The 22924-nt window shown below is 38.3% G+C and carries 23 protein-coding genes; 9 read left to right on the top strand and 14 right to left on the bottom strand.

The genetic code is table 11. From position 1 onward, the window contains the following. Positions 1-24: 24 nt before the first annotated feature. Positions 25-1518 (top strand): histidine ammonia-lyase, encoded by a 1494-nt coding sequence (hutH, locus tag NF867_RS09140; RefSeq protein WP_252587517.1) that lies wholly within the window; start codon positions 25-27, stop codon positions 1516-1518. Positions 1519-1573: 55 nt separating this feature from the next. Here the strand turns inward: hutH and NF867_RS09135 are convergent, their stop codons facing one another. From NF867_RS09135 to NF867_RS09120, 4 genes are all read right to left on the bottom strand, one after another. Beyond that, positions 1574-2776, bottom strand: coding sequence for a PQQ-dependent sugar dehydrogenase (locus NF867_RS09135; protein ID WP_252587516.1), 1203 nt, complete (start codon positions 2774-2776; stop codon positions 1574-1576). A gap of 60 nt (positions 2777-2836) precedes the next feature. Next, complete coding sequence (gene pfkA / locus NF867_RS09130) at positions 2837-3805, bottom strand: 6-phosphofructokinase (RefSeq protein WP_252587515.1); 969 nt, start codon at positions 3803-3805, stop codon at positions 2837-2839. Positions 3806-3995: 190 nt separating this feature from the next. Next, positions 3996-6113, bottom strand: a complete 2118-nt coding sequence (locus tag NF867_RS09125; protein ID WP_252587514.1) for a protein-disulfide reductase DsbD family protein — start codon at positions 6111-6113, stop codon at positions 3996-3998. 91 nt (positions 6114-6204) lie between these two features. Then, complete coding sequence (locus NF867_RS09120) at positions 6205-6966, bottom strand: biotin--[acetyl-CoA-carboxylase] ligase (protein WP_252587513.1); 762 nt, start codon at positions 6964-6966, stop codon at positions 6205-6207. 49 nt (positions 6967-7015) lie between these two features. Here NF867_RS09120 and rsfS point away from each other — a divergent pair, with 49 nt between their 5' ends. From rsfS to NF867_RS09105, 3 genes are all read left to right on the top strand, one after another. Then, complete coding sequence (rsfS, locus tag NF867_RS09115; RefSeq protein WP_252587512.1) at positions 7016-7390, top strand: ribosome silencing factor; 375 nt, start codon at positions 7016-7018, stop codon at positions 7388-7390. 53 nt (positions 7391-7443) lie between these two features. Next, complete coding sequence (ftsH, locus tag NF867_RS09110; protein ID WP_252587511.1) at positions 7444-9525, top strand: ATP-dependent zinc metalloprotease FtsH; 2082 nt, start codon at positions 7444-7446, stop codon at positions 9523-9525. Positions 9526-9627: 102 nt separating this feature from the next. Further along, positions 9628-10317 carry a LutC/YkgG family protein gene (locus tag NF867_RS09105; RefSeq protein ID WP_252587510.1) on the top strand — a complete coding sequence of 230 codons (690 nt, stop codon included), beginning with the start codon at positions 9628-9630 and terminating at the stop codon, positions 10315-10317. A gap of 7 nt (positions 10318-10324) precedes the next feature. Here NF867_RS09105 and NF867_RS09100 read toward each other — a convergent pair whose 3' ends face one another. Next, complete coding sequence (locus NF867_RS09100) at positions 10325-10690, bottom strand: YraN family protein (protein ID WP_252587509.1); 366 nt, start codon at positions 10688-10690, stop codon at positions 10325-10327. A 98-nt stretch (positions 10691-10788) separates the two neighbouring features. Between NF867_RS09100 and lipB the strand changes: the two genes are divergently transcribed. Both lipB and NF867_RS09090 read left to right on the top strand, forming a co-directional pair. Further along, on the top strand, positions 10789-11490 hold the full coding sequence (lipB, locus tag NF867_RS09095) for a lipoyl(octanoyl) transferase LipB (RefSeq protein ID WP_252587508.1): 702 nt from the start codon (positions 10789-10791) through the stop codon (positions 11488-11490). A 76-nt stretch (positions 11491-11566) separates the two neighbouring features. After that, positions 11567-12175 (top strand): SGNH/GDSL hydrolase family protein, encoded by a 609-nt coding sequence (locus NF867_RS09090; RefSeq protein WP_252587507.1) that lies wholly within the window; start codon positions 11567-11569, stop codon positions 12173-12175. A gap of 64 nt (positions 12176-12239) precedes the next feature. Here NF867_RS09090 and NF867_RS09085 read toward each other — a convergent pair whose 3' ends face one another. Both NF867_RS09085 and NF867_RS09080 read right to left on the bottom strand, forming a co-directional pair. After that, on the bottom strand, positions 12240-13052 hold the full coding sequence (locus tag NF867_RS09085; RefSeq protein ID WP_252587506.1) for a DUF4249 domain-containing protein: 813 nt from the start codon (positions 13050-13052) through the stop codon (positions 12240-12242). 39 nt (positions 13053-13091) lie between these two features. Continuing rightward, positions 13092-15473, bottom strand: coding sequence for a TonB-dependent receptor (locus tag NF867_RS09080; protein WP_252587505.1), 2382 nt, complete (start codon positions 15471-15473; stop codon positions 13092-13094). 327 nt (positions 15474-15800) lie between these two features. Here NF867_RS09080 and NF867_RS09075 point away from each other — a divergent pair, with 327 nt between their 5' ends. Next, a complete protein-coding gene (locus tag NF867_RS09075) occupies positions 15801-16316 on the top strand; it encodes a GNAT family N-acetyltransferase (protein ID WP_252587504.1) in 516 nt (171 codons plus the stop codon). 38 nt (positions 16317-16354) lie between these two features. Here NF867_RS09075 and NF867_RS09070 read toward each other — a convergent pair whose 3' ends face one another. From NF867_RS09070 to trmB, 4 genes are all read right to left on the bottom strand, one after another. After that, positions 16355-17107, bottom strand: coding sequence for a metal-dependent hydrolase (locus NF867_RS09070; protein ID WP_252587503.1), 753 nt, complete (start codon positions 17105-17107; stop codon positions 16355-16357). Between the two features lie 69 nt (positions 17108-17176). Next, positions 17177-17521, bottom strand: a complete 345-nt coding sequence (locus tag NF867_RS09065) for a carboxymuconolactone decarboxylase family protein (protein ID WP_252587502.1) — start codon at positions 17519-17521, stop codon at positions 17177-17179. Positions 17522-17582: 61 nt separating this feature from the next. Then, the gene (locus NF867_RS09060; protein ID WP_252587501.1) at positions 17583-17915 is read right to left on the bottom strand and encodes an MGMT family protein; all 333 of its coding nucleotides are present in this window, start codon (positions 17913-17915) and stop codon (positions 17583-17585) included. A 155-nt stretch (positions 17916-18070) separates the two neighbouring features. Then, positions 18071-18712 (bottom strand): tRNA (guanosine(46)-N7)-methyltransferase TrmB, encoded by a 642-nt coding sequence (gene trmB, locus NF867_RS09055; RefSeq protein ID WP_252587500.1) that lies wholly within the window; start codon positions 18710-18712, stop codon positions 18071-18073. A gap of 112 nt (positions 18713-18824) precedes the next feature. Between trmB and NF867_RS09050 the strand changes: the two genes are divergently transcribed. Both NF867_RS09050 and fcl read left to right on the top strand, forming a co-directional pair. Further along, positions 18825-20846: a site-specific recombinase gene (locus NF867_RS09050; RefSeq protein ID WP_252587499.1), complete on the top strand. Its 2022-nt coding sequence runs from the start codon at positions 18825-18827 to the stop codon at positions 20844-20846. After that, positions 20839-21765 (top strand): GDP-L-fucose synthase, encoded by a 927-nt coding sequence (gene fcl / locus NF867_RS09045; RefSeq protein ID WP_252587498.1) that lies wholly within the window; start codon positions 20839-20841, stop codon positions 21763-21765. Before NF867_RS09050 ends, fcl begins: the two co-directional genes overlap by 8 nt. 43 nt (positions 21766-21808) lie before the next feature. Here fcl and NF867_RS09040 read toward each other — a convergent pair whose 3' ends face one another. From NF867_RS09040 to NF867_RS09030, 3 genes are read right to left on the bottom strand one after another with little or no spacing between them, the layout of a single operon-like run. Beyond that, on the bottom strand, positions 21809-22243 hold the full coding sequence (locus NF867_RS09040; RefSeq protein WP_252587497.1) for a hypothetical protein: 435 nt from the start codon (positions 22241-22243) through the stop codon (positions 21809-21811). Further along, positions 22218-22598, bottom strand: a complete 381-nt coding sequence (locus NF867_RS09035) for a phage holin family protein (protein ID WP_252587496.1) — start codon at positions 22596-22598, stop codon at positions 22218-22220. Before NF867_RS09035 ends, NF867_RS09040 begins: the two co-directional genes overlap by 26 nt. A 51-nt stretch (positions 22599-22649) precedes the next feature. Then, on the bottom strand, positions 22650-22880 hold the full coding sequence (locus NF867_RS09030; RefSeq protein WP_252587495.1) for a YtxH domain-containing protein: 231 nt from the start codon (positions 22878-22880) through the stop codon (positions 22650-22652). Positions 22881-22924 lie beyond the last annotated feature (44 nt).

Genomic DNA, 22924 nt, shown 5'->3' with positions numbered 1-22924 from the left:
GGGCCACTCAATAAACCAGAAATAATGAAGTTATATTCCATTGGCTCCGGGGCTATTACGCTCGAGCTGATTCACTCTATTATGACCGAAGGTCATCAATTAGCGCTATCAGAAGAGGCAGCAAAAAAGATAAATGATTGCCATAATTACCTCCATGAAAAGATTAAAGTAAGTACGGCTCCAATCTATGGCATAAACACCGGTTTTGGTTCATTACAAAGTGTTTCTATTGACAATGACCAACTGGAAGCCTTACAAAGCAACTTACTTAAATCGCATGCATGTGGCACTGGCGATGAAGTTCCTCAGGAAATCGTAAAGTTGATGCTGTTCCTCAAAATCCAATCATTGAGTTATGGCCATTCAGGCGTACAGTTATCAACTGTTCAGCGCCTAATCGATTTCTACAATCACGACATTATACCTGTTGTTTTTACCCAAGGTTCATTAGGCGCATCAGGCGATTTGGCACCTTTAGCACACCTTTCCTTGCCTTTACTGGGGATTGGCGAAGTTTACGTTATGGGGAAAAGAAAAGCAGCCTCAGCAATGCTACAGCAGTTTGGCTGGGAGCCATTACACATGAAAGCAAAAGAAGGATTGGCCCTTATCAATGGAACTCAATTCATGAGCGCCTACGGAGTGCATTGCTTATTGCTAGCTAAAAAGCTAACGCATGTAGCCGATGTAGTGGCTGCTGCTTCAATTGATGCCTTCGATTGTCGTTTAGACCCTTTTAACGAGTTGATCCATCAAATCCGCCCACATAAAGGTCAGCTTGAAACCGCTAAGTTCATTTCAGAAATTTTAGCCGGCAGTGAGTTGATTAATCAGTCAGGAAAACAAACACAAGACCCTTACTCATTCCGTTGCGTTCCACAGGTTCACGGAGCCTCAAAAGATGCACTTAATTATGTTGAATGGGTATTTTTAACGGAAATTAATGCAGTTACTGATAACCCGAATGTATTTCCTGCTGAAGATCTAATCCTTTCGGGTGGCAATTTCCATGGACAACCATTGGCCTTGGCTCTTGACTTTTTATGCATCGCTTTATCAGAACTGGGAAGTATTTCCGAAAGAAGGACCTTCCAGTTGATCTCAGGCTTACGGAAACTACCTGCATTCCTGGTAGCAAAACCTGGACTGAATTCGGGCTTAATGATTCCTCAATACACGGCTGCCTCAATTGCCAGTCAAAACAAGCAGTTATGTACGCCAGCTTCTGTTGATTCTATCGTGTCATCAAATGGACAAGAAGATCATGTGAGTATGGGTGCAAACGCGGCTGTTAAAGCATATAAGGTGGTACAAAACCTTGTTTCTATTTTAGGTATTGAGTGGTTAAATGCAACTCAAGCGCTAGAACTTCGCCGACCATTAAAGTCATCACCATTTATTGAAAAGTTATTTACCTCTTTCAGGGAAGAAGTTGCTTTCATAACCGAAGACCGTCAGTTATCCATCGACATTGAAAAATCGAAACAATTCATTGTTGAGCAAATAATTGCGGAATAACAATAAGAAATCAAAAAGAGGAGCCTGTGATCTGGCCCCTCTTTTTGTATACTTATTAATTACTTTTGACCAATTTATAAAGAGCTCCGGTTTTACTCATAGGTTGAGTATCTAAACTGGTTAGCACGTACAATTCATCTTTCAAGTCATTACCGAAACTGAGCACTCTCAAATCATTTGGTTTATTTTTAATACTGATTACTCCACCTTTTCCCTGGTCAGTAATTGCAAAAAACACCCCGGTCCAATCGGCAAACACATATTTATTTTGTAACTCAAGAATTTGCGCTCCAGTATAAAAGTAGCCACCAGTAACACTTATACCAACTTTGTGATCGTATTCATAGATCGGAAGGGTTAAACCAGTGGCGGCACAATTTGTTGCGGGATTGAAACAATGTGATGCTTCCATAATCCTCCATCCATAGTTTTTACCCTTTTCAATAATGTTTACTTCTTCGTATTTATTCTGTCCTACGTCGGCACAAAATAAACGACCGTTTTTATCAAAAGTAAATTTCCATGGATTGCGAAGTCCATAAGCCCAAATCTCCGGTTTAGTGTTAGCCCTATTCACAAAAGGATTATCTGGAGGAATTGAGTAAGTTGTCTCTTTGTTTATGTCAATTCTTAAGATCTTGCCTAAAAGCGTATTCAAGTTTTGACCATTTCCAATACGACCATGTTCATCGCCACCGCCTCCACCATCTCCCAAACCGATATATAAATACTTATCAGGTCCAAAGGCTAAATGTCCTCCGTTATGATTGGCCTCAGGCTGTTCAATTTCAAGAATTTTTCGTTCGGTTAAATCAGCTTTATCAGGATTCGTGGCTGAAACTTTAAACTCGGCAATGACACTTTTATGATCACTACCAGACCCTGAAGAATGAGCAGAATAATAAACATAAAACTTTCCGTTACTTTTATACTGAGGATGGAAAACAAATCCAAGAAGTCCTTTTTCAGTATAACCATCATTCATAGCAACCATTTTTGAACGGAGGTCTAAGAACGGAGTTGCCAGCACAGCTCCATTTCGTATGATTTTTATAATCCCCTTTTGTTCGGCTATAAATATCCTTCCCGATCCATCATCAGGCATTCCCATTTCAATCGGAGATTCAAGCCCCTTTACAACCAATTGTAAAGAAGCAGTGCTGGCTTGTTCATTATGGCGATTGTTTTTACCGGAGCAATTTAGCAGCATAAAAAAGCCCATTAAACAAATCAATACTTTATAATCAGATAGTTGCATGATATCTGAATATACTTATTAATTTGTTAATGGGCTAATAGGGAGTTATCGAAATGCTGATTATGAGGCTAAAATGCCAACCATCCGTAGTAACTCTGTATCCATTTTTGAAGTATCTTGAATAGCTTCATCAAATGGTGTATAAACTATCTGCTTGTCAACCTTTCCTACCATTACACCTTTTTTGCCATTAATCAAGGCTTCTACGGCATGAAAGCCCAATTCACTAGCCAACATGCGATCGAAGCACGAAGGAGAACCTCCGCGCTGAATATGGCCTAATACCGAAACCTTGGTATCAAAATGAGGGAATTTTTCTTTAACCTTTTCGGCCACAGCAAATGCACCTCCGGCTTCATCACCTTCAGCAACAATTATAATTTTGGCCGACTTTCTCCGTCCTTTCTCCAAACGCTCATAGAGCTTAGCCAGGTCGAATTTCACCTCTGGAAGCAAAATAGCTTCAGCACCAGCACCAATACCGGTAGCCAATGCAATCTGACCAGAATCTCGACCCATCACTTCAACAAAAAATAAACGATCATGAGATTCAGCTGTATCACGAATAGCATCAACTGCTTTAATTACAGTATTAATGGCAGTATCATAACCTAAGGTAAAATCTGTTCCTAAAAGGTCATTATCGATGGTACCTGGGGTTCCGACAGCCGGAATTCCGAATTCTTTTTCAAAAACTGAAGCTCCGGTAAAAGTTCCGTTCCCACCAATTGCCACCAAGGCTTCAATGCCTTCTGCTTTAAGCTTCTCATAAGCCTTTTTACGACCTTCAGGAGTCATAAAATCTTTGCTTCTTGCCGTTTTTAAAATAGTACCCCCACGCTGAATGATATTTGCTACTGATTTTGTTTCAAGAGGAATAAATTCTCCATTGATCATTCCTTCGTAACCGCGCATAATACCTACAACTTCAATGTTATGATAGATTGCAGTTCTAACCACTGCACGAACACATGCATTCATGCCAGGAGCATCACCTCCCGAAGTAAAAACACCTATTTTTTTAAACATTTCCTGATTTCTTTAAATGCTTACCAATTATATGGCAAAATAATCAACTGTTTTTAAACAGACGTGCAAATTTATATAAATTTTAAAATTATGACAGCATTGCATATGTGGTACTACAACCGCCAAGCCTCCAAACAAAAGGCCTTCTGATATTTTTCAGAAGGCCTTCTCTATTATATTGTTTATAATCTTATTTCATTGTTAGCTTTTGGTTTTGAAAAGCTTCCTTACCACTGTCCAAAAACTTGATGTAGTTTGGAATGTCAGGGTTGTAAGCCTGAGGTGCAACCAATGGCTTGCCATCATTATCAACTAACACGTAATATGGCTGAGAGTTAGTGTTATAACTAGACGCCTGTAAATCAGCCCATTTTTTACCTACAGTTTTAATGGTTTTGCCAGTAGATTTTGAAACGAATTGTTCGTTTTCAGGTAATTCTGTTCTGTCATCAACATATAATGAAACTAAAACGTAGTCACCTTTTAAGCGTTGTAATACCTCGGGATTTGACCATACGTTAGCCTCCATCTTACGGCAATTTACACAGCTGTGGCCGGTAAAGTCAACGAATAATGGTTTACCAGTTTTTTTTGCGTAAGCCAATGCTTCATCATAGTCAAAGAAAGCATCAATGCCGTGTGGTGCATGGAAGATACCAGCATATTTTTTAGCATGGTGCTCAGCAGGTGCTGAATTACCTTCCGAACCTGTTACAAGGGTAAAATCCTGTGTTCCAATTGGAGGAGCAAATGCACTGATTGATTTAAGAGGTGCACCCCATAAACCTGGGATCATATAAATAGCAAAGGCAAATGAAAATAATGCCAGGAATAATCTAGGAACAGATATGTAGCTTAAATCGCTATCATGTGAAAATTTCAATTTACCCAGTAAGTAGAATCCTAGCATTGTGAAAATTACAATCCATAATACAAGGAATACTTCGCGATCAAGAATACCCCAATGATAAGCTAAATCTACGTTTGACAAGAACTTAAGAGCAAAGGCCAACTCAACAAAGCCCAAAACAACTTTCACTGAGTTTAACCAACCTCCAGACTTAGGAAGGCTTTGAAGCCAGCTTGGGAAAATTGCAAACAGGGTAAATGGAATAGCTAGGGCAGTTGAAAAGCCTAACATACCCATTGCAGGACCTAAATACTGGCCTTTTCTAGCCGCTTCAACCAACAAGTTGCCAATTAGTGGTCCTGTACATGAAAAAGAAGCTAAGGCTAAAGCTAACGCCATAAAGAAAATACCTATCAGGCCGCCTTTGTCAGCATTCTCATCAGCTTTAGTGGCCCATGAACTAGGTAAAGTGATTTCAAACGCGCCAAAAAATGAAGCGGCGAAAACCACTAATACAACAAAGAATATAAGGTTAGCAATTGCATTACTCGCCAATTGGTTTAATGCATCTTCGCCTAAAGTAATGGTAATTCCTAGACCAAATACTACATAAATGCCAATAATTGCTAAACCAAACGTAATTGCTTTACGTATTCCTACTGCACGAGAACTACTACGCTTCGTAAAGAAGCTAACAGTTAAAGGAATCATTGGAAAAATACAAGGCATTAATAAGGCTATGAATCCAAACAAAAAGCCTTCGATGAAAATACCCCAAGTAGAAGCAGATTTTACTTCGCCATTGTTGCTGTCCAAACCTGCTATTGGAGTAGCAGCAGATGCGGTATCTGTCTTAGCAATGTTTGTAGTATCAATTGCAGTAGCTGCCTCAGCTGTAACAGTTTTAACTGTATCAGTATTTGAAACCGCTGTGGTTGCGGCTGCGGCTGCAACTTCACTTGCTGGTTTTTGTGTTGTGTTGGTTTCTGCGGATGCAGTCTTTGGATTTCCTTTTACACTAATACTAAATTCCACTTCTTCTGGGGGTAAACATTGCTTGTCATTACAAACCATGTACTCCAGTGTACCAGAAACTTTGGCAGCAGGAACTTTTAATTTGATTTTTTGTTCAAAGACAGCTTGGTTTTCGAAATAGGCAATCTCAATTCCAAATGTTGGATCGAAGCCTTTGTGCGGAGGGGTTTTCTCCACAACCTTTCCTACCAGCTCATAATCATTTGATGGTTTAAATTTAAATGAGGTAGGTACAGGGCCATCGCCAGCAATAAACTGCGAATACGTGTGCCAGTTACCATCAATTTTGGCAGTTAAAACTAAAACCGCTTCATCGCCCTTCAGGGTTTTGCTCGAGAACTGCCATGTTACCGGGTTCTCAATCTGAGCAAATGTTGTTAAGCTTCCCAATAGCATTAACAACAAAAAGAAAACTCTCTTCATCTACTTTTGATTGATACGTTTAGGTTAATCCGAATTAAATCGGCCCCCAAAAATATAAATTTATAACTGCCTTATTGTAAGAATATTATTACTAAATAAATTCTACCTCCTTAAAAGAGAATTCTTTTACCCCTGTATGACAATTAATTAGCAGTTGCCCTGTTGAATTAACTCCAATGATCTCGCCATAAAAAACTTCACCATTTGCCCTATATAAGTCTGTTGTATTTAATCTATACAGATAGCTTAAATAATCTTGATTAATCTTCTCCAGGTTTCCTGATTTAAGTTGTAAATATCTAGCTTCCAGATATAAGCAAAGAGCATTAAGGCAGATTTTTAAATTAAATTCACTTTTACTGATTAAACTAAAAGAAGTTGCTTTTAATCCGGGTGCAAAATTTACCTGATTAATATTTAAACCTATCCCGATAATGGATTGTTTGAGAAAAGAGCCTGAAAGAAAATTTTCAATTAAAATTCCACCGAGTTTATTATCCTCCCAAAAAATATCATTAGGCCATTTAATCTTAACATTATTACCTAAAAAATATTTTACAAAGTCAGCTACACCTAAACTCACCACTTTATTCAAATCAAATTGCTTAATTGCAGGCAGAAAAGAAGGACAAAGGAGAATGCTTACTGTTAAATTTTTCCCTGGTTCGGCCAGCCATTTATTATGCACCTGCCCACGGCCATTAAATTGGTTTTCTGCCATTATAACAGTACCCTCGGGCTGTGGCGTAGAATTTGTAAGTAATTCTTTCAAATAATTATTGGTCGAATCAACTTCATTTAATGCAACAAGATTTTGACCTATAAATAATGCAGAATTAGTAGTAAATTGCATTTATTGAGTATTTAACGTAGTTTATAAATTTTCAAAGTTAGGTTTTTGAATGGTAAAAAACAGAAGAACTGACGAATCCCAATTGATTTCAGATATTATCATTCATGGAATTCAGGAAAAAAAAGGCAATGATATTGTAAGGCTCGACCTCCGAAATATTCACAGCTCAGTTACCGATTACTTTATTATTTGCGATGCCGAATCAACCACTCAGGTTAGGGCAATTGCTAATTCAGTAGAAGCTGAGGTGTATAAAGCTCTAAAAGAAGAACCCTGGAGAAAAGAAGGTTTGGATCACTGCGAATGGGTGCTGCTCGATTTTGTTAATGTTGTTGTACACATTTTCAAGAAAGAAAAACGTTTATATTACGGTGTTGAAGAATTGTGGGGAGATGCAGAGATCAAAAATTATCAAAGCGCTTAATTCAAAACAAAACATTAAACCTCCGGGTTATTAATCTATTAATTAACATTTTAATGAGAGAAAACAATTCCGAACCTAAAAACTCGAGAGATAAAATGCCAAAAAAAATACTTCCAAAGCCTCCTAAATTTAGTGGTTTATGGATTTATGGGACTATTTTGGCCCTGATTATCGGCTTCAACTTATTTTATTCAGGTTCTTCGCCAGTAAAAACAACCTATGAAGACTTTGAGACCAAAATGCTTAAAGCTCATGATGTTGAATACGTAAACGTGTATAAAAACGGTGAGGCTTATGAGTTTTATGTTTATATCAAAAAAGATCGTTTAGAATCAGAAAAGTATAAAGAAGTTAGTGGCAAAGGTACGTGGGGATCTAATTCTGGTCCGCATTATATGTTTACCAGCTTCGACTACAAAGCTATTCGCGATAAAATAACAGCCGCTGAAAAAGGCTGGCCTCAAAATGAACTAATCAAAATTGAAGATAAGCAAAAACAGGAGAACGTATTTCTTACGTTCCTGATTCAATGGATATTACCTATCGCATTGGTTGCTGTTTTCTGGATCTTCATCATGCGCCGAATGACTGGCGGCGGCGGAGGTCCTGGTGGCCAAATCTTTAATATTGGTAAATCAAAAGCCACTTTATTTGATAAAGAATCACAGGTAAATATCACCTTCAATGATGTTGCCGGCTTAGAGGAAGCTAAGTTAGAGGTAATGGAAGTCGTTGATTTCTTAAAATACCCTAAAAAATACACCAGCCTTGGAGGTAAAATTCCAAAAGGTGTTTTATTGGTAGGTCCTCCGGGAACAGGTAAAACTTTATTAGCAAAGGCGGTTGCCGGTGAGGCTCAGGTTCCTTTCTTCTCACTTTCGGGTTCCGATTTTGTTGAAATGTTTGTGGGTGTAGGTGCATCACGTGTTCGTGACTTGTTCCGCCAGGCACGCGACAAAGCTCCTTGTATTATCTTTATTGATGAGATCGATGCAATTGGCCGTGCGCGTGGTAAAAACCAGATCATGGGTGGAAACGATGAGCGTGAAAACACCTTGAACGCCCTTTTAGTAGAAATGGATGGGTTCGCAACCGATTCGGGAGTAATCATTATGGCAGCAACAAACCGCCCGGATGTTCTCGACTCCGCATTATTGCGCCCAGGACGCTTCGACAGACAAATTTCAATTGACAAACCAGACCTAAACGGTCGTGAAGAGATTTTCAGAGTACACTTAAAACCTTTGAAATTAGCGCCAGACGTTGATCCTAAAAAACTTTCGGCACAGACTCCAGGGTTTGCCGGAGCCGAGATCATGAACGTTTGTAATGAAGCGGCACTAATTGCTGCTCGTAGAAATAAAAAAGAAATTGATCTGAAAGATTTTCAAGATGCAATTGACCGTGTAATTGGAGGATTGGAGAAAAAGAACAAGATCATTTCACCAGAGGAAAAACGCATTGTTGCTTACCATGAAGCAGGACATGCCATTGCAGGTTGGTTTTTAGAGCATGCTGATCCTTTAGTAAAAGTTTCGATTGTTCCTCGCGGTGTGGCAGCTCTTGGTTATGCCCAGTATCTGCCAAAAGAGCAGTATTTATATACCACCGAGCAGTTAGTTGACGGCATGTGTATGACAATGGGCGGACGAGTTGCAGAAGATATCATATTTGGTAAAATTTCTACAGGTGCGCAAAATGACCTGGAACGTATTACTAAACTTTCGTATGCTATGGTTACCATTTATGGTATGAATGATAAAGTTGGTAATGTTTCATTCAACGATCAACAAGGTGAATACGGTGGTTTTACTAAACCTTATTCTGAGAAAACTTCAGAACTTATTGACCATGAAGTTCGTTCGTTGATTAGCGACATTTATGTACGCACCAAATCATTGCTTTTAGAAAAACGCAATGGTTTAGAAGCCTTAGCTCAAAAACTGTTAGAAAAAGAGATCTTATTCCAATCTGATTTGGAGGAGATTTTAGGAAAACGACCATTCGATACACGTACCACTTACGATGAGTTTGTAAATGGTGCACAGAATGGCGCTGAGCATCCACTGGCTGAAGGCAATCAAAGTTTACCAATTGAGGTAACCAATGCAGCACAAAGCGAAGAAAATGTTTAATATTTTCTGCAAAACTTTATAAATTGACCGAACGTCCGAATGTAATTTCGGACGTTTTTGTTTAAAAGAATTCCTTCAGTATAATTTTTCTATTTTTACAATATGAAGAAGGCGGCTATTACTCCACGCGAATTAATGTTAAAAAACATTCGAAAAGCATTACTCGAAAAACGTGATAATCCTTACCCTAATTATGAAGATTCACCTCTCTATCCGCCAAATCATGAGCTATTGGAATTGATTTTTGCGGAAGAGCTCAATAATGTGGCAGGTAAATTCCTTTTTTGCGAAGATGAGATCAACTTTATTGAGAACATCATTAACCTGGCCGAAGAAAGAGATTGGCTGAAGATCATTTGCTGGGATAGTAAACTGCAGCAACTGTTACGCAAATATGATTATCCCTTTATTGCGGATGATGAAAACTTTGTAAATGCTGAAGTAGGCATAACCACCTGCGAAGCACTAATTGCACGTAACGGCAGTGTTCTTGTTTCAAGCGCTCAACAAAGCGGACGTCGACTAAGTGTTTACCCTCATACTCATATCGTTTTGGCTTATACTTCTCAGTTGGTTATGGATCTGAAAGATGCTTTTGCCGTACTAAAAGAAAAGTATGAAGAACGATTACCTTCTAATATTACCGTAATAACGGGACCAAGCCGAACTGCCGATATTGAAAAAACATTGGTTCTTGGAGCACATGGCCCTAAGGAATTGTATGTTTTCTTAATTGACGATTTAGATCCAGAGTTCAAATCATTTAGCAATCAGGTAGAGCTTGATTTATAGCGGTGATTTATCTCGGAAAGAAAGCGTCTTCGATATGATGAACCTGGTAACTATCTCCTTCTTTGTTAAAAGTAATTGAAATAATATCAAAACGACATTCGCCATTATGTCCCTTTCTATAAATGAACTCATCGGCGGCCATGGCAAACAATTTTTCTTTTTGATTTGTTACAAATTCTTCCGGGTGACCAAAAAAGTTACCTGTACGGGTTTTTACTTCAATAAAAATCAGCTCATTTTTCTTTTGTGCAATTAAGTCTATTTCCGCGTGCTGATAGCGCCAATTGTTGGCAATGATTTCAAAGCCATTATTCTTAAGGTGCTCAAGAGCGATCTGTTCGCCTTTTTTGCCGAGTTCATTATGATGTGCCATAAGTAGGTAGTATGTTCCTCTTAAGTTAGGAGTTTTAAGTTATTTTTGCATCAACAAAACCAGAAGCTAAGTGCTAAAGTGGTTAAGGAAGTATAAGAATGAAAGAAGTTCAATTTATAGACTGGGGGCTGATCGACTATAAAGAAGCCTGGGATAAACAGGAAACCATTTTTAATGAAACAGTTCGCATTAAAACTGAGAATCGTGATAATTTAAACGGAACACAAATTCCTACAAATGATTACCTGATTTTTTGTGAGCATCCACATGTGTACACTTTGGGTAAAAGTGGAAAACCCGAACATTTATTATTGGATGAACAAGGGCTTGAAGACAAACACGCCACCTACTATAAGATCAATCGCGGGGGAGATATTACTTACCACGGCCCCGGCCAAATAGTTGGTTACCCAATTTTAGATTTAGACCACTTTTTTACCGATATCCATAAATACCTGCGTTTTTTGGAAGAAGCTATCATCCTCACTTTAAAAGAGTATGGTGTAACGGCTGGCCGATCAGAAGGGCAAACCGGCGTTTGGTTAGATGCAGATAATCCGTGGACAGCCCGTAAAATTTGCGCCATGGGCGTTCGCTGCAGCCGTTGGGTAACCATGCATGGCTTTGCCTTCAATGTAAACGCTGACTTAAATTACTTTGGAAACATTGTTCCGTGCGGTATAGCTGATAAAGCGGTGACTTCATTAAACAAAGAGTTAGGTCGAGATGTAGACATTAATGAGGTAAAAGAGGTACTAAAATCGAAGCTTAGTGAACTTTTTGAAATGACGCTGTCTTAAAGACTTCCATTTAATTCTTTTAAAATATTAAAGGAACACTTTCAACGTTTTATCCAACTTTGGTTAGTTTTACCCAATGTCACAACAAAAAATCACATACTTAGCCCTTGGCGATTCTTATACAATAGGCGAAGCTGTTGAAGAAACCGACAGATACCCAGTTCAACTGGCAAGTTTTTTAAATTCAGATGGACTTAATGTAGCCAACCCGAAAATCATTGCCACAACCGGTTGGACTACAGACGAGTTAATGGCAGGCATTGAAAAGGCCCAACTATCAGAAACTTTTGACTTTGTCACCCTTTTAATTGGAGTTAATAATCAATATAGAAAACGAAGCACTGAAGCCTATAGAAGGGATTTCAGACGGTTATTACGAATTGCTAATAAGTTCGCTGGAGGAAACCGGAAAAGAGTCTTTGTTCTGTCGATACCGGATTGGGGAGCAACTCCTTTTGGCAAAGAGAATCGCGAAACGATTACCGCAGCCATAAATCGTTTTAATGCAGTTAATAATGAAGAGTGCACCCGGTACGGAGTTAGCTATACCGACATTACGCCAAGTTCTTATAAGGTACTGGATGATTTGACTTACTTGGCAAGTGATCAGTTGCATTATTCGGGAAAGATGTATGCTGAATGGGCAAAGTTGGCATTGCCAATAATAAAAGAAAGATTAAAATAACTATAAAAGAAAAACGGCCTGATAAATCAAGCCGTTTTTCTTTTAACTTCAGATTAAGCATTTTTTATTTATCCGCATCAGTAACTTTAGCGCTAACAGAGCTTACCAGCGAAGCACCAAAATAACCTACTGCTTTCTTCGAGGAAGAAGAATTAATGTTCTTAACATTTGTTCTGACATTTGCCGGAGGGTTGGCAAAGATTCCCCCATTATTTACCTGCGCTCTTAACTCATCATAGAAATGATACGCATCCATGGTTATCGACCATGTTTCAACTATTACCTCATCATTCAGTTGAAACGGTTTTTCAGTAAACATGCGAACTTTTTTAAATGATGCACTATCTACAAAGTCATCATTCATATAATTCAGGTCTTCTTTTGAGTTTAAGTAAACTCCATTCTTTTTAATCTTCAGCCGACATGCGTCGCCTTTGCCTTCTAATTCTTTACCATAATACTGTACTATGTATCCATCTTCCTTCTGCCCAATTGATTTTTCACGAAATTCAAATGTTAAGGAATCTAACAGAAAGCTTTGGCGGGTTGCCGTCGTTTTTGCTTCATAAACCTCTCCATCGTGTTCAATTTTTAAAGTATAAGATACACCTTCTATACTTCTGATATTTTGTACGATAAACTTACCTGAACTAAGTTCCGTAAGCTGTTCACTTTCGCCGGAGCTGGTTGTAAGTGTAACTTTTGCCCCTACCACACTCAACGGAGCAGTGTTTGAAAAATAAGGCGATGTTTGCGTTACTTTAATTGTATCAGGAATATCTCTATCTGTCAGCCATCCGTCCACGGCTAACAGGGGTGGCCCCGAATCCAAATTTACATCCACCACATCTTCGCATGAACTTACTAAAACAGTCATGCAACAAAGTATAAATAGTATATAGCGCGTATTCATAGATTATCTGAAATTAAAATTATAAGTAACAGAAGGGATTAGCGATCCGATAATTGATAGTCGACGGGCTTCAGTTACCTGAGGATTGTTTTCACTTGGTTGAAAATAAATGGTATATGGATTACGGCGAGCATAAAGGTTGTAAATAGAGAACACCCAGTTACTTTCATATTTACTTCCTGGTTTATGACGCGGATAAAGTGTTGCCGAAATATCTAAACGATTATAAGATGGAATACGGTAATTATTGCGGCTATTAGTGGTATTATGAGGAACAACAATTCCATCTATTTCATACCTGCCATTTGGGAAGGTGGTGCTCACACCAGTTGAATAGGTAAATATGGCCGAAAAGCTCCAACGTTTACTCATATCATAAATACCAACCACCGAAAGGTTATGCGTTTTGTCGTATTTGCTTGGATAATAATTATCGTTATTAATGCCATCAATTTGGCGTTCCGATTTCGACCATGTGTAACTTATCCAACCATTTAATTTGCCAGTGTTTTTCTTCAAATAAAATTCAAGACCGTAGGCCCGGGCATTACCATACAACAGTTCGCTTTCTAAATTGCTATTTAAGAAAAGTTGGGCTCCATCAATATAATCGATCTGGTTCTGCATTTTCTTATAAAAGCCCTCCAACGAAAACTCAATGCTGTTGTTTTTGAAGTTTCGGAAATAACCCAACGCCACCTGATCAGCCCATTCAGGTTTAATATTATTCGTTGTTGGCTGCCAAACATCCAGCGGCGTGGCAGCGGTTGTGTTAGAAATTAAGTGTAAGTACTGTGTGGTGCGGTTATAACTGGCTTTAACCGATGATTCATCCGTTAATACGTAGCGAAGCGAAAGTCGTGGTTCGAGATTATAATAGGTTTTAATAACATCGCCTTTGTTGTATGTTTTTGGATTAACAGGTTCCTTTCGTTGACCAGTAATTCCTTCGTATTCGTTTACCGTAAAGTTATTTTGACCACTTACATAATTGAATGCTGATAACCTTAAGCCATATTGTGCCGAAAGTTTTTCCGTTATCTTTTGCTCATTATCCACATATGCGGCATACTCTTGCCCTAGCTGAGTTTGCAGAGCTATGTCATTGAATGAGGTATTTTGATCGGCTGTTGTTGCCGAACCGGGTTTAAACCTGTAAAAAGTGGCATTGGCACCAAAACTCAGTTTATTGTTTTGATTAGCGTAATATGAAAGATCGCCTTTTATAGTTTGATTAATAATTTTAGAGGTCCAATCGAAGGCATTTACACCACTAGGAATACCTAAGGAATAATCATAGTTACTATACACAGCGGTAAAGTTTGCAAAAAGGCTAGGGTTGAATGTATGATTCCACCGTAAGGTTCCGGTTCCGTTGCCCCAATTCATTGCAAAACGCTCAGCAAAGCCAAAATTATCCTTCCCAAAATAGCCCGATAGGTATAATCGGTTATTCTCATTGATTGTATAGTTTGCTTTTCCGCTTAGATCATAAAAATAAGCGGAGTTTTTATTCAGACTTTCATCCGGAGAAAGTTTCAGGAACATATCAGCATACGATCTTCGGGCAGCAATTACAAACGACCCTTTCCCTTTCACAATGGGAGCTTCGGCCAAAAAACGAGCTGAAACAGTTCCTATTCCACCTGATGTACTGAAGTTATTAACGTTTCCATCTTTCATTCGGACATCCAGAATTGAAGACAATCTGCCTCCATACATGGCCGGAATTCCTCCTTTTATCAGTTTTACATCTTTTACCGCATCAGGATCAAATACTGAAAAGAAACCAAAAAGATGGGAGCTATTGTAAACTGGTGATTCATCCAGAAGGATTAGATTTTGATCAACTCCGCCGCCACGCACATTAAAGCCAGAAGAGCCTTCTCCAACGGTGCTTATTCCCGGCAAAAGCTGAATACTACGAACAATATCTACTTCGCCCATGAGTGCCGGCATTTTTTGCAGGGAACGCATTTCGAGTTTATTCACTCCCATATCCATACTGGTAACGTTCTTTTTTACACCCGAAGAACTAACCACCACTTCGTTTATTTGCTTACCCTCTGCCTCAAGATTAATATTTAATGTTGTTGAGCTTGTAATGGTGACTTTCTTCTCAAGTGTTTTAAAACCCAGGTATTGAAACACTAGGGTGTAACTGCCCGGTCTTACACTTATGGAATAAAATCCATAACTATTAGTAGAGGCTCCGCTTCCGTTTTCTTTAATTGAAACCGATGCACCAATAATGTTTTCACCGTTCTCGCTTTGTTTTACGTAACCACTTATGGTCGTTTTATTTTTTTGCTGGGCAAAAGCTGTAATACTGCATATAAGCAGAATAACTAAGAGTTTGGATTTTTTTAAGGCTGTTTCTAGCATGCTGTAATAAAGTAGAATAAAATTTAGATCTGCTTAGTTAGATAGAGTTAATGTTCGGCAAAAGTATTACATGACAATAAAGTATGCTAACGATAAATATTAAATAATTGTATAATGTTTGATACTAAAAGCCTCAAATTATATTGTAAACGAACTTTTTGATAAGAGACTGAATGATTAAGGGTGAATAAGCTTTTCGTTTTTGCCTAACTTATTAGAATAGGATATTATGCAAATTGTGTATAGCAGCTGTTGTTATCTAAGAACTTTGTATATTAAAAATAGCTTAGTTTCAATTTTAACCACCAATCAATAATTAGTTAAATAATGCAAATAAAACTTAAACGAAGCGTACTAAGACCCTGGCAAAAAGACGATGCAAAGTCATTAGCAGAAAACGCTAATAGTAAAGCTGTATGGGATAATGTTAGGGATTATTTCCCTCATCCTTATACATTAAAAGACGCTGAAGAATGGATTGCAAAGAATGAAGGCGTTGATCCGCCCACGAATATGGCTATTGTAGTTGATGGTTATGCCGTTGGAGGAATTGGCATTTTCCTTAAAGAAGATACTTCTCGAATCAATGCGGAAATTGGGTACTGGCTCGGAGAATCGTTTTGGAACCGAAACATAATGAGTGAAGCTGTAGACGCCTTTGTAGATTATGCCTTTGACAACTTCAATATTATACGAATTTATGCCGAGGTATTTGAGCGAAATCAGGCATCAATGAAAGTACTGGAAAAAGCTGGTTTTATTCATGAAGCAATCTTACGTTTTAGTGTCATTAAAAACCATGAAATTATGGACTCTTATGTTTACTCCATTTTAAAAAACTGACTTTCTCTCAGGGTTAGAGAAAGTCAGTTTCTAGAATCTTAAATAACCTCTCCTTTCGGATTATCATCCATAAAATTATGCTTATTCATCTCTGAAACACTAACACCTTCAAATGAAAGGTTTAAATGCTCTCCGATTGAAAGCAGATGCAATTCTTTTCCTTTAGCGGCAAACTTTTCTTTGGCTCCAACATGATCAATCATAATGTAACCAAAGGTATCGTAATGAACACCAATAACCTGATCACAATCAAGCATTAGGGATGCCATTAATGCCTGTTCTACATCCATAGTAAAATTATCACCCACCGGCAATATGGCCCAGGTAATATTATGCATTCTTCCAAAGAGCTCCATATCGCTAAACAGGGCAGTATCACCTGAGTAGTAAATGCTCTTCCCTTCAAGGGTTAAGATAAACCCTCCGGCAGCGCCACCATAACTGCCATCGGCAAAACTACTGGTGTGCATAGCCTGAACCATTTTAACACGACCAAAATCAAAATCCCACTTCCCACCAAAATTCATCGGATGCCCCTCAAATCCTTTCTGTTGATAATGTGTTACGATCTCAAAAGTGGAAATAATTTTGGCCCCTGTGTTCTTAGCTATTAACTCCACATCGGCAGTATGATCTGAGTGTGCATGAGAAATCAGGATATAATCTGCTCTTATCTGCTGTATATCTATGTTTTTTGCCAGTTCATTTCCTGATATAAAAGGATCGAATAGTAGCGTTTTGCCATTGGTTTCAATAGCAAAGCACGAGTGTCCGTAATAGATGAAGTTCATTGTGGTTGTTTTTAGTTTACCGGAGATTTAATTTAACAAATAAAGATCGATTAATTGTGAACCACCTCATTATTCTTCGTTCAGTTCGTCCCAATACTCCACAGCTCTTCGGTAATGTGGAATAACAATTGAACCTCCCACCAGCATCGCAATCATAAACGTTTCGTTCATTTCTTCATTATTAACCCCTGCCTCTTTGCATTTACCCAAGTGATATTTTATACAATCGTCACAACGCAACACCATTGAAGCCACTAATCCAAGCAATTCTTTAGTTTTTACGTTTAGTGCTCCATCAGCATAAGACGTTGTATCCAAAGCGTAAAAACGTTTAATATTTGTATTGGCGGTTTCCATTACCCGCTCATTCATACGGCTGCGGTAGTTGTTAAATTCTTCGATTAATTTACCCATATCTGTATTTATTGTAAGTCTGAAATTGATAGATAAGCCTAAAAAGCGCTCAAATTAATTACTACTTAAGTTCTACACTCGGATCCCAGAAATGTTTTTTGAAGCTCTGAATTTTATCATTGTAAACCATAATGCCTTCACTTGCAAGCAACTCTTCCATTAAGGTTGGGGTTCCAAAATGCACTTTTCCGGTCAGTAATCCGGCACTATTGACCACACGATGAGCCGGAATTGGAGGTATCGCCGAAGAGGCGGCATGCATAGCCCAGCCTACCATTCTCGACGAGCCACGGGTTCCAAGGAAATTAGCAATTGCGCCGTACGAGGTAACCCTCCCTGGAGGAATCATTCGTACCACATCAAAAACTTTCTCAAAAAAATTGGGGTCTTTCATTGGTTCACAATGCTTTGGTCAGTGCAAATTTTCCAGAAATTTAGCCTATTTAGCGGCAATAGTCAAACAGAACCACATAAACAAAGTAAAACCCTGCAACTATAACGTAAACAGGGTTTCGGAAAGCAAAAAGACAATAAATGTATTGTTAGATTTTATAGGCTGAAACGAACATAATTAATGTTTTTGCCTTGCGAAAGATACTTGCGTTCGTAATACGTTTTTATCGACAACAGTTCATCTAAAAGCTCAGAGTTGTAAACATCATTTGTATTTGCCAACAACGATAATTTGTTTTCTTCAATTACCTCCAACGTGTATTCATATAGCTGATCATTATCTGTTTTAAGATGAATAACCGCATTTTCTTTTAACACAGGACGGTAAACGTCAAGAAAGCGCATTGAGGTTAAGCGCTTTTTCTCACGGCTCACTTGAGGCTGCGGATCAGGGAACGTGATCCAAATTTCGTCTACTTCCTCAACCTCAAAATACGACTGAAGATGCTCTATCTGAATTCGTAAAAACCCTACGTTTTCAATCCTTTCTTCTATAGCCATTTTTGCACCCGTCCATAAACGGTTGCCTTTTAAGTCAACACCAATAAAGTTTTTCTCTGGAAATTTCTTGGCTAGATTTACAGAATATTCGCCCTTGCCACAGGCAAGTTCTAAAACAATAGGATGTTCATTTTTGAAAAACTCGGTTCTCCATTTTCCTTTCAAAGAACCATCTTTTTGAAAAACGTTATGAAACGTTTCTAACTCAGCAAACTGACGTATTTTATTCTTTCCCACGGCGCAAAGATAATAAGTTCGACCTAAAACCGCAGGTTTTGCTATTCCGAGGCGAAGGCATCCAATTTGTTATATTTAAACAATAACTTATTCAAACCGTTGTTATCTTTTAATGAACAAAATCAAGTCAGTATTAGCACACATCAAACAATCGCCCGACCTTTCGGTGAAAGAACTAATAATGCTGGTGGAAAGTTTAAGGCCATCAGCAGCTTCAAATGCTACAGAGGCTCAACAAAATCTTGATTTCTTGGTAGGTGAATTAAAAAATGACTCTGAATTGTTAGCTGCCTTTCAACAATTTATTAAGCAGATCATCAACTCTAAAAACCACATTCGTTTATTTACTGAACTAGGTATTTCACCCCGTAGAAGTTTTATAACCGAATTATTAAGACGCCTAAATGAACGAATACTTCCAGACTATATCGATAAACAAGAGCTTTTAAGCGTTATTGCCGACACATTCTATGAACACGATGATTATCAGTGGGTAGAAGCCGTTAACCCTGATACCTGGTGCGACTTATTTGAACTGATGGGTTTCAAAGCGGAAACAAACCGAATGATTGTCGACGAATTCAATCCTTCATTACTCTCATCGGCACAAATTATAGCAAGCCGTATCACTTCATTAGGCCTTGAGCCCGAAATGATCATTCGATTACCCCATATTGAGAATTACAATTCACCTTTTCAGGTACTCTCCTATGAAGTGAATAAGTTAGTAGAACTGATTCAGACTCCCAATCAAAGCCTTGAACCTATTCTCCAGCTTTACAAGCATATTCTTGTAATGCTAACTCAATGTCGCGAAGCTATTGACAATGTTAGAAGAGGACAAAAAAGAACCGGCGTAAGTATTAGTTTAGTTTATTTGCTATTACGCATTGAACAGAACATTGAGCGTTTAGGACGCTTATTAGGATCGATACTAGGCGAAACAAAAGAATTGAGGCTAACATTGGCTGTGGAAATGTTTACCCGAATGATTCGGTTCGAGAATCAAAAACACGGGGTACGACAACATATCCAAGAAAATACAGAAATGTTGGCCTATCAGGTGGTGGAGCATACCAGCCAAACTGGTGAACATTATATTACCAATACCCCAAAACAGTATTACAAGTTTTTGTTGCAATCAATGGCGGGCGGCTTGATCATTTCGTTTACAACCTGGCTAAAATTTATATTGGCTAGTTTAAAAGCAGCTCCACTAGTAGAAGGGTTTTTATTCAGTTTGAATTATGCAGGCAGCTTTATCGCCATCTTTGTTACTCACTCGACCCTGGCTACAAAGCAGCCTTCAATGACCGCTTCCGCACTGGCTAGCGCCTTAGATGATCAAAAACATCACACCATTAATCTCGATAAAACAGCAGAACTAATCGTAAAGCTATCCAGAAGCCAATTTGTATCGTTCTTAGGGAATTTAATAATTGTAATACCGTTGCCGTACCTAATTGCATGGGCCTACCATCATTTTACGGGTCAATTAATTGTTAATGAAGCCGTGGCGCTTAAAACAGTTAAAAGCATTGATCCAGTACATTCACTTTCGGTGCTATATGCAGCCACAACAGGTGTCTTCCTCTTCATTTCAGGTATTATCAACGGTTTTTATGACAATGTTATTCACTATGGGAATGTAGGTAAACGAATAAGGAACTATCGTTTATTGCAGAAGTATTTTTCTCAGCAATCAATTGATAAAATCAGTTATTATGTAGAAAGAAACTATGGCGGGCTAATGGGTAATTTATTTTTAGGTTTTTTCCTGGGTTTTGCCGGGACATTCGGCCAAATAGCTGGTTTACCATTCGACATTCGTCACGTTACGCTTGCCGGAGGAAGTTTTGCAATGGCCTATTATACTTTGGGAGATTATTTATCAGGAATTACGGTTGCAACATCGCTTTTAGGTGTTTTTTTGATTGGCCTGATGAATTTCCTGGTAAGCTTTAGTCTTTCATTATTTGTAGCCTTAAGATCGAGAAAGGTTAATTTTAAGCAAACCGGGGAGTTATTTACACTTGTGTTGGCGCATTTTTTTGCTAAACCATTGGATTTCTTTTATCCTCCAAGAAAAAAGAATCTATCTTTGGCGCCAGATTCTACTTTAATAAATGAATAAAGATTCGAAAATATATGTTGCCGGTCACCGTGGAATGGTGGGATCGGCTATTTATCGTAAGCTTCAAAAGGAAGGTTTTGTAAATATCATCACTAAAACCTCATCGGATTTAGATTTACGAAATCAACAGGCAGTTGCAGAATTCTTTGCTACTGAAAAACCTGATTATGTTTTTTTGGCAGCTGCAAAAGTTGGTGGCATTGTCGCCAACAATACCTATCGCGCCGATTTTATTTACGAGAATCTTTGCATACAAAACAATGTTATTCATCAGTCATACGTACATGGTGTAAAAAAGCTGATGTTTTTAGGTTCTTCGTGTATTTATCCTAAAATGGCCCCTCAGCCTTTAAAAGAAGAATACCTATTAACAGGTTTACTTGAGCCCACCAACGAGCCATATGCCATTGCCAAAATTGCCGGCATCAAAATGTGCGATGCCTATAGAGCCCAGTATGGCTGCAATTTTATCTCGGTTATGCCTACCAATCTTTATGGCCCTAACGACAATTATGATCTGGAAAAATCACACGTACTTCCTGCCTTGATCCGTAAGTTTCATCAGGCAAAGAAAAATAACGATTCCCAGGTTGAGATTTGGGGAACCGGTTCACCAAAACGGGAGTTTTTGTATGCAGATGATTTAGCTGAAGCATGCTTTTACCTGATGCAAAACTATAATGAAGAAGCCTTTGTGAATGTTGGCACAGGGGAAGACCTTTCTATTAAAGATCTGGCGCTATTAGTTAAGGAGATTGTAGGATTTGAAGGAGAACTTACATTTAACACCTCAAAACCCGATGGAACACCTCGCAAATTAATGGATGTTACAAAATTACATTCATTAGGATGGAAACATAAAATTGAGTTGCCGGAAGGAATTAAATTAGCTTATAACGATTTTTTAAGTAAGCAATAAATAGAAACGAAAGAGGGACCATTAAGCAATGGCCCCTCTTCGTTTAGCTATAAATTTCGCGCTCCCAGTCAATAAACTCATCCTCTCTTTGTTCCTTTTTCTTACCCCATTTGAAAAGCCCCCCAATTGACGAAAGAATTCTATCTACATCAATATTTTTCAGGTTCTTAAGAAGTAAATCGCCTCCAACAGCCGTCGCTGCTCCAAAAAAGCCTTTTTTTCGTCCAGTTAATACGCTGCCCAATAAATACGGGAAGACCGATTTTAAACCACTCACAAAGGCAGAGCTCATAATATTATCACCCCCGCCTCCTTTCATAAAGAAGCCAAGTGCTTTATGGATAGGTTTTAATCGTTCATTTAATTGCTTAAACTGATTGGTGATTTCTTGTTCCTTTGCATCAGCAAGCACTTTTAATCGCGCCCTTTCGGCCCGCAACTGATCAATGTTTTCAATTTTGGTTGTCAACTTTATCATCGTTGCTGCTTTTTAAGAAGTTTTGGATTATTGAATTGATCAGTGGCTTTTCAAGGTATTTATCTTTAATCAAGAATATTATCAAGCCTAAAAACAGATAAATGCCTGCAACTGCAATAAAACCTAAGGCATGGTTTTGCATTTCCTGACCGAGATATAATGCCAACGCAATACTCGAAAAAAGGCAAAACATAAGTACAAAAAGTAATACAGCCCCTTTGGTGATTAAACTGGCTAAAAGATTAGCCGTATTCTCGGTAACCGAAAGGGTTATTAACCGAGCTTTTAATGAAGCGTAATCTTTGATATTTTCTATCAGGGTATTAGTGTCAAATTGTTCCTTCGTTTCATTCATGGGCTTTAGATTATTGAAGGGAAGCACATAACAGCACTTCCCTTAAGTTGCTTAAACACCGAGCTCATCAGAGGCTTGATGTACTGTCTTAGAGAAGCGGCTTTTTGCTGATTCAATTCCACTGTTTATTTTACTTAAAAGATCATCTCCACTTTTTTTAATAGAGTCGCCGATCTTATCTCGTAAATCAGATCCCTTTTCAGGAGCTAACAAAATGCCCAGGGTGGCACCTACAGCCAGTCCGGCAAAAAAAGCCAGCATTGCTTTTGTGTTATCGTTCATAGCCTTTCAATTTTTGTTATATGAATAATACGAATTTTTATGCC

Source organism: Solitalea agri (assembly GCF_023914155.1).
Lineage (GTDB): Bacteria > Bacteroidota > Bacteroidia > Sphingobacteriales > Sphingobacteriaceae > Solitalea > Solitalea agri.
The sequence above is the reverse complement of the archived record's forward strand: the minus strand, read 5'-3'. Positions and strand labels throughout refer to the sequence as shown.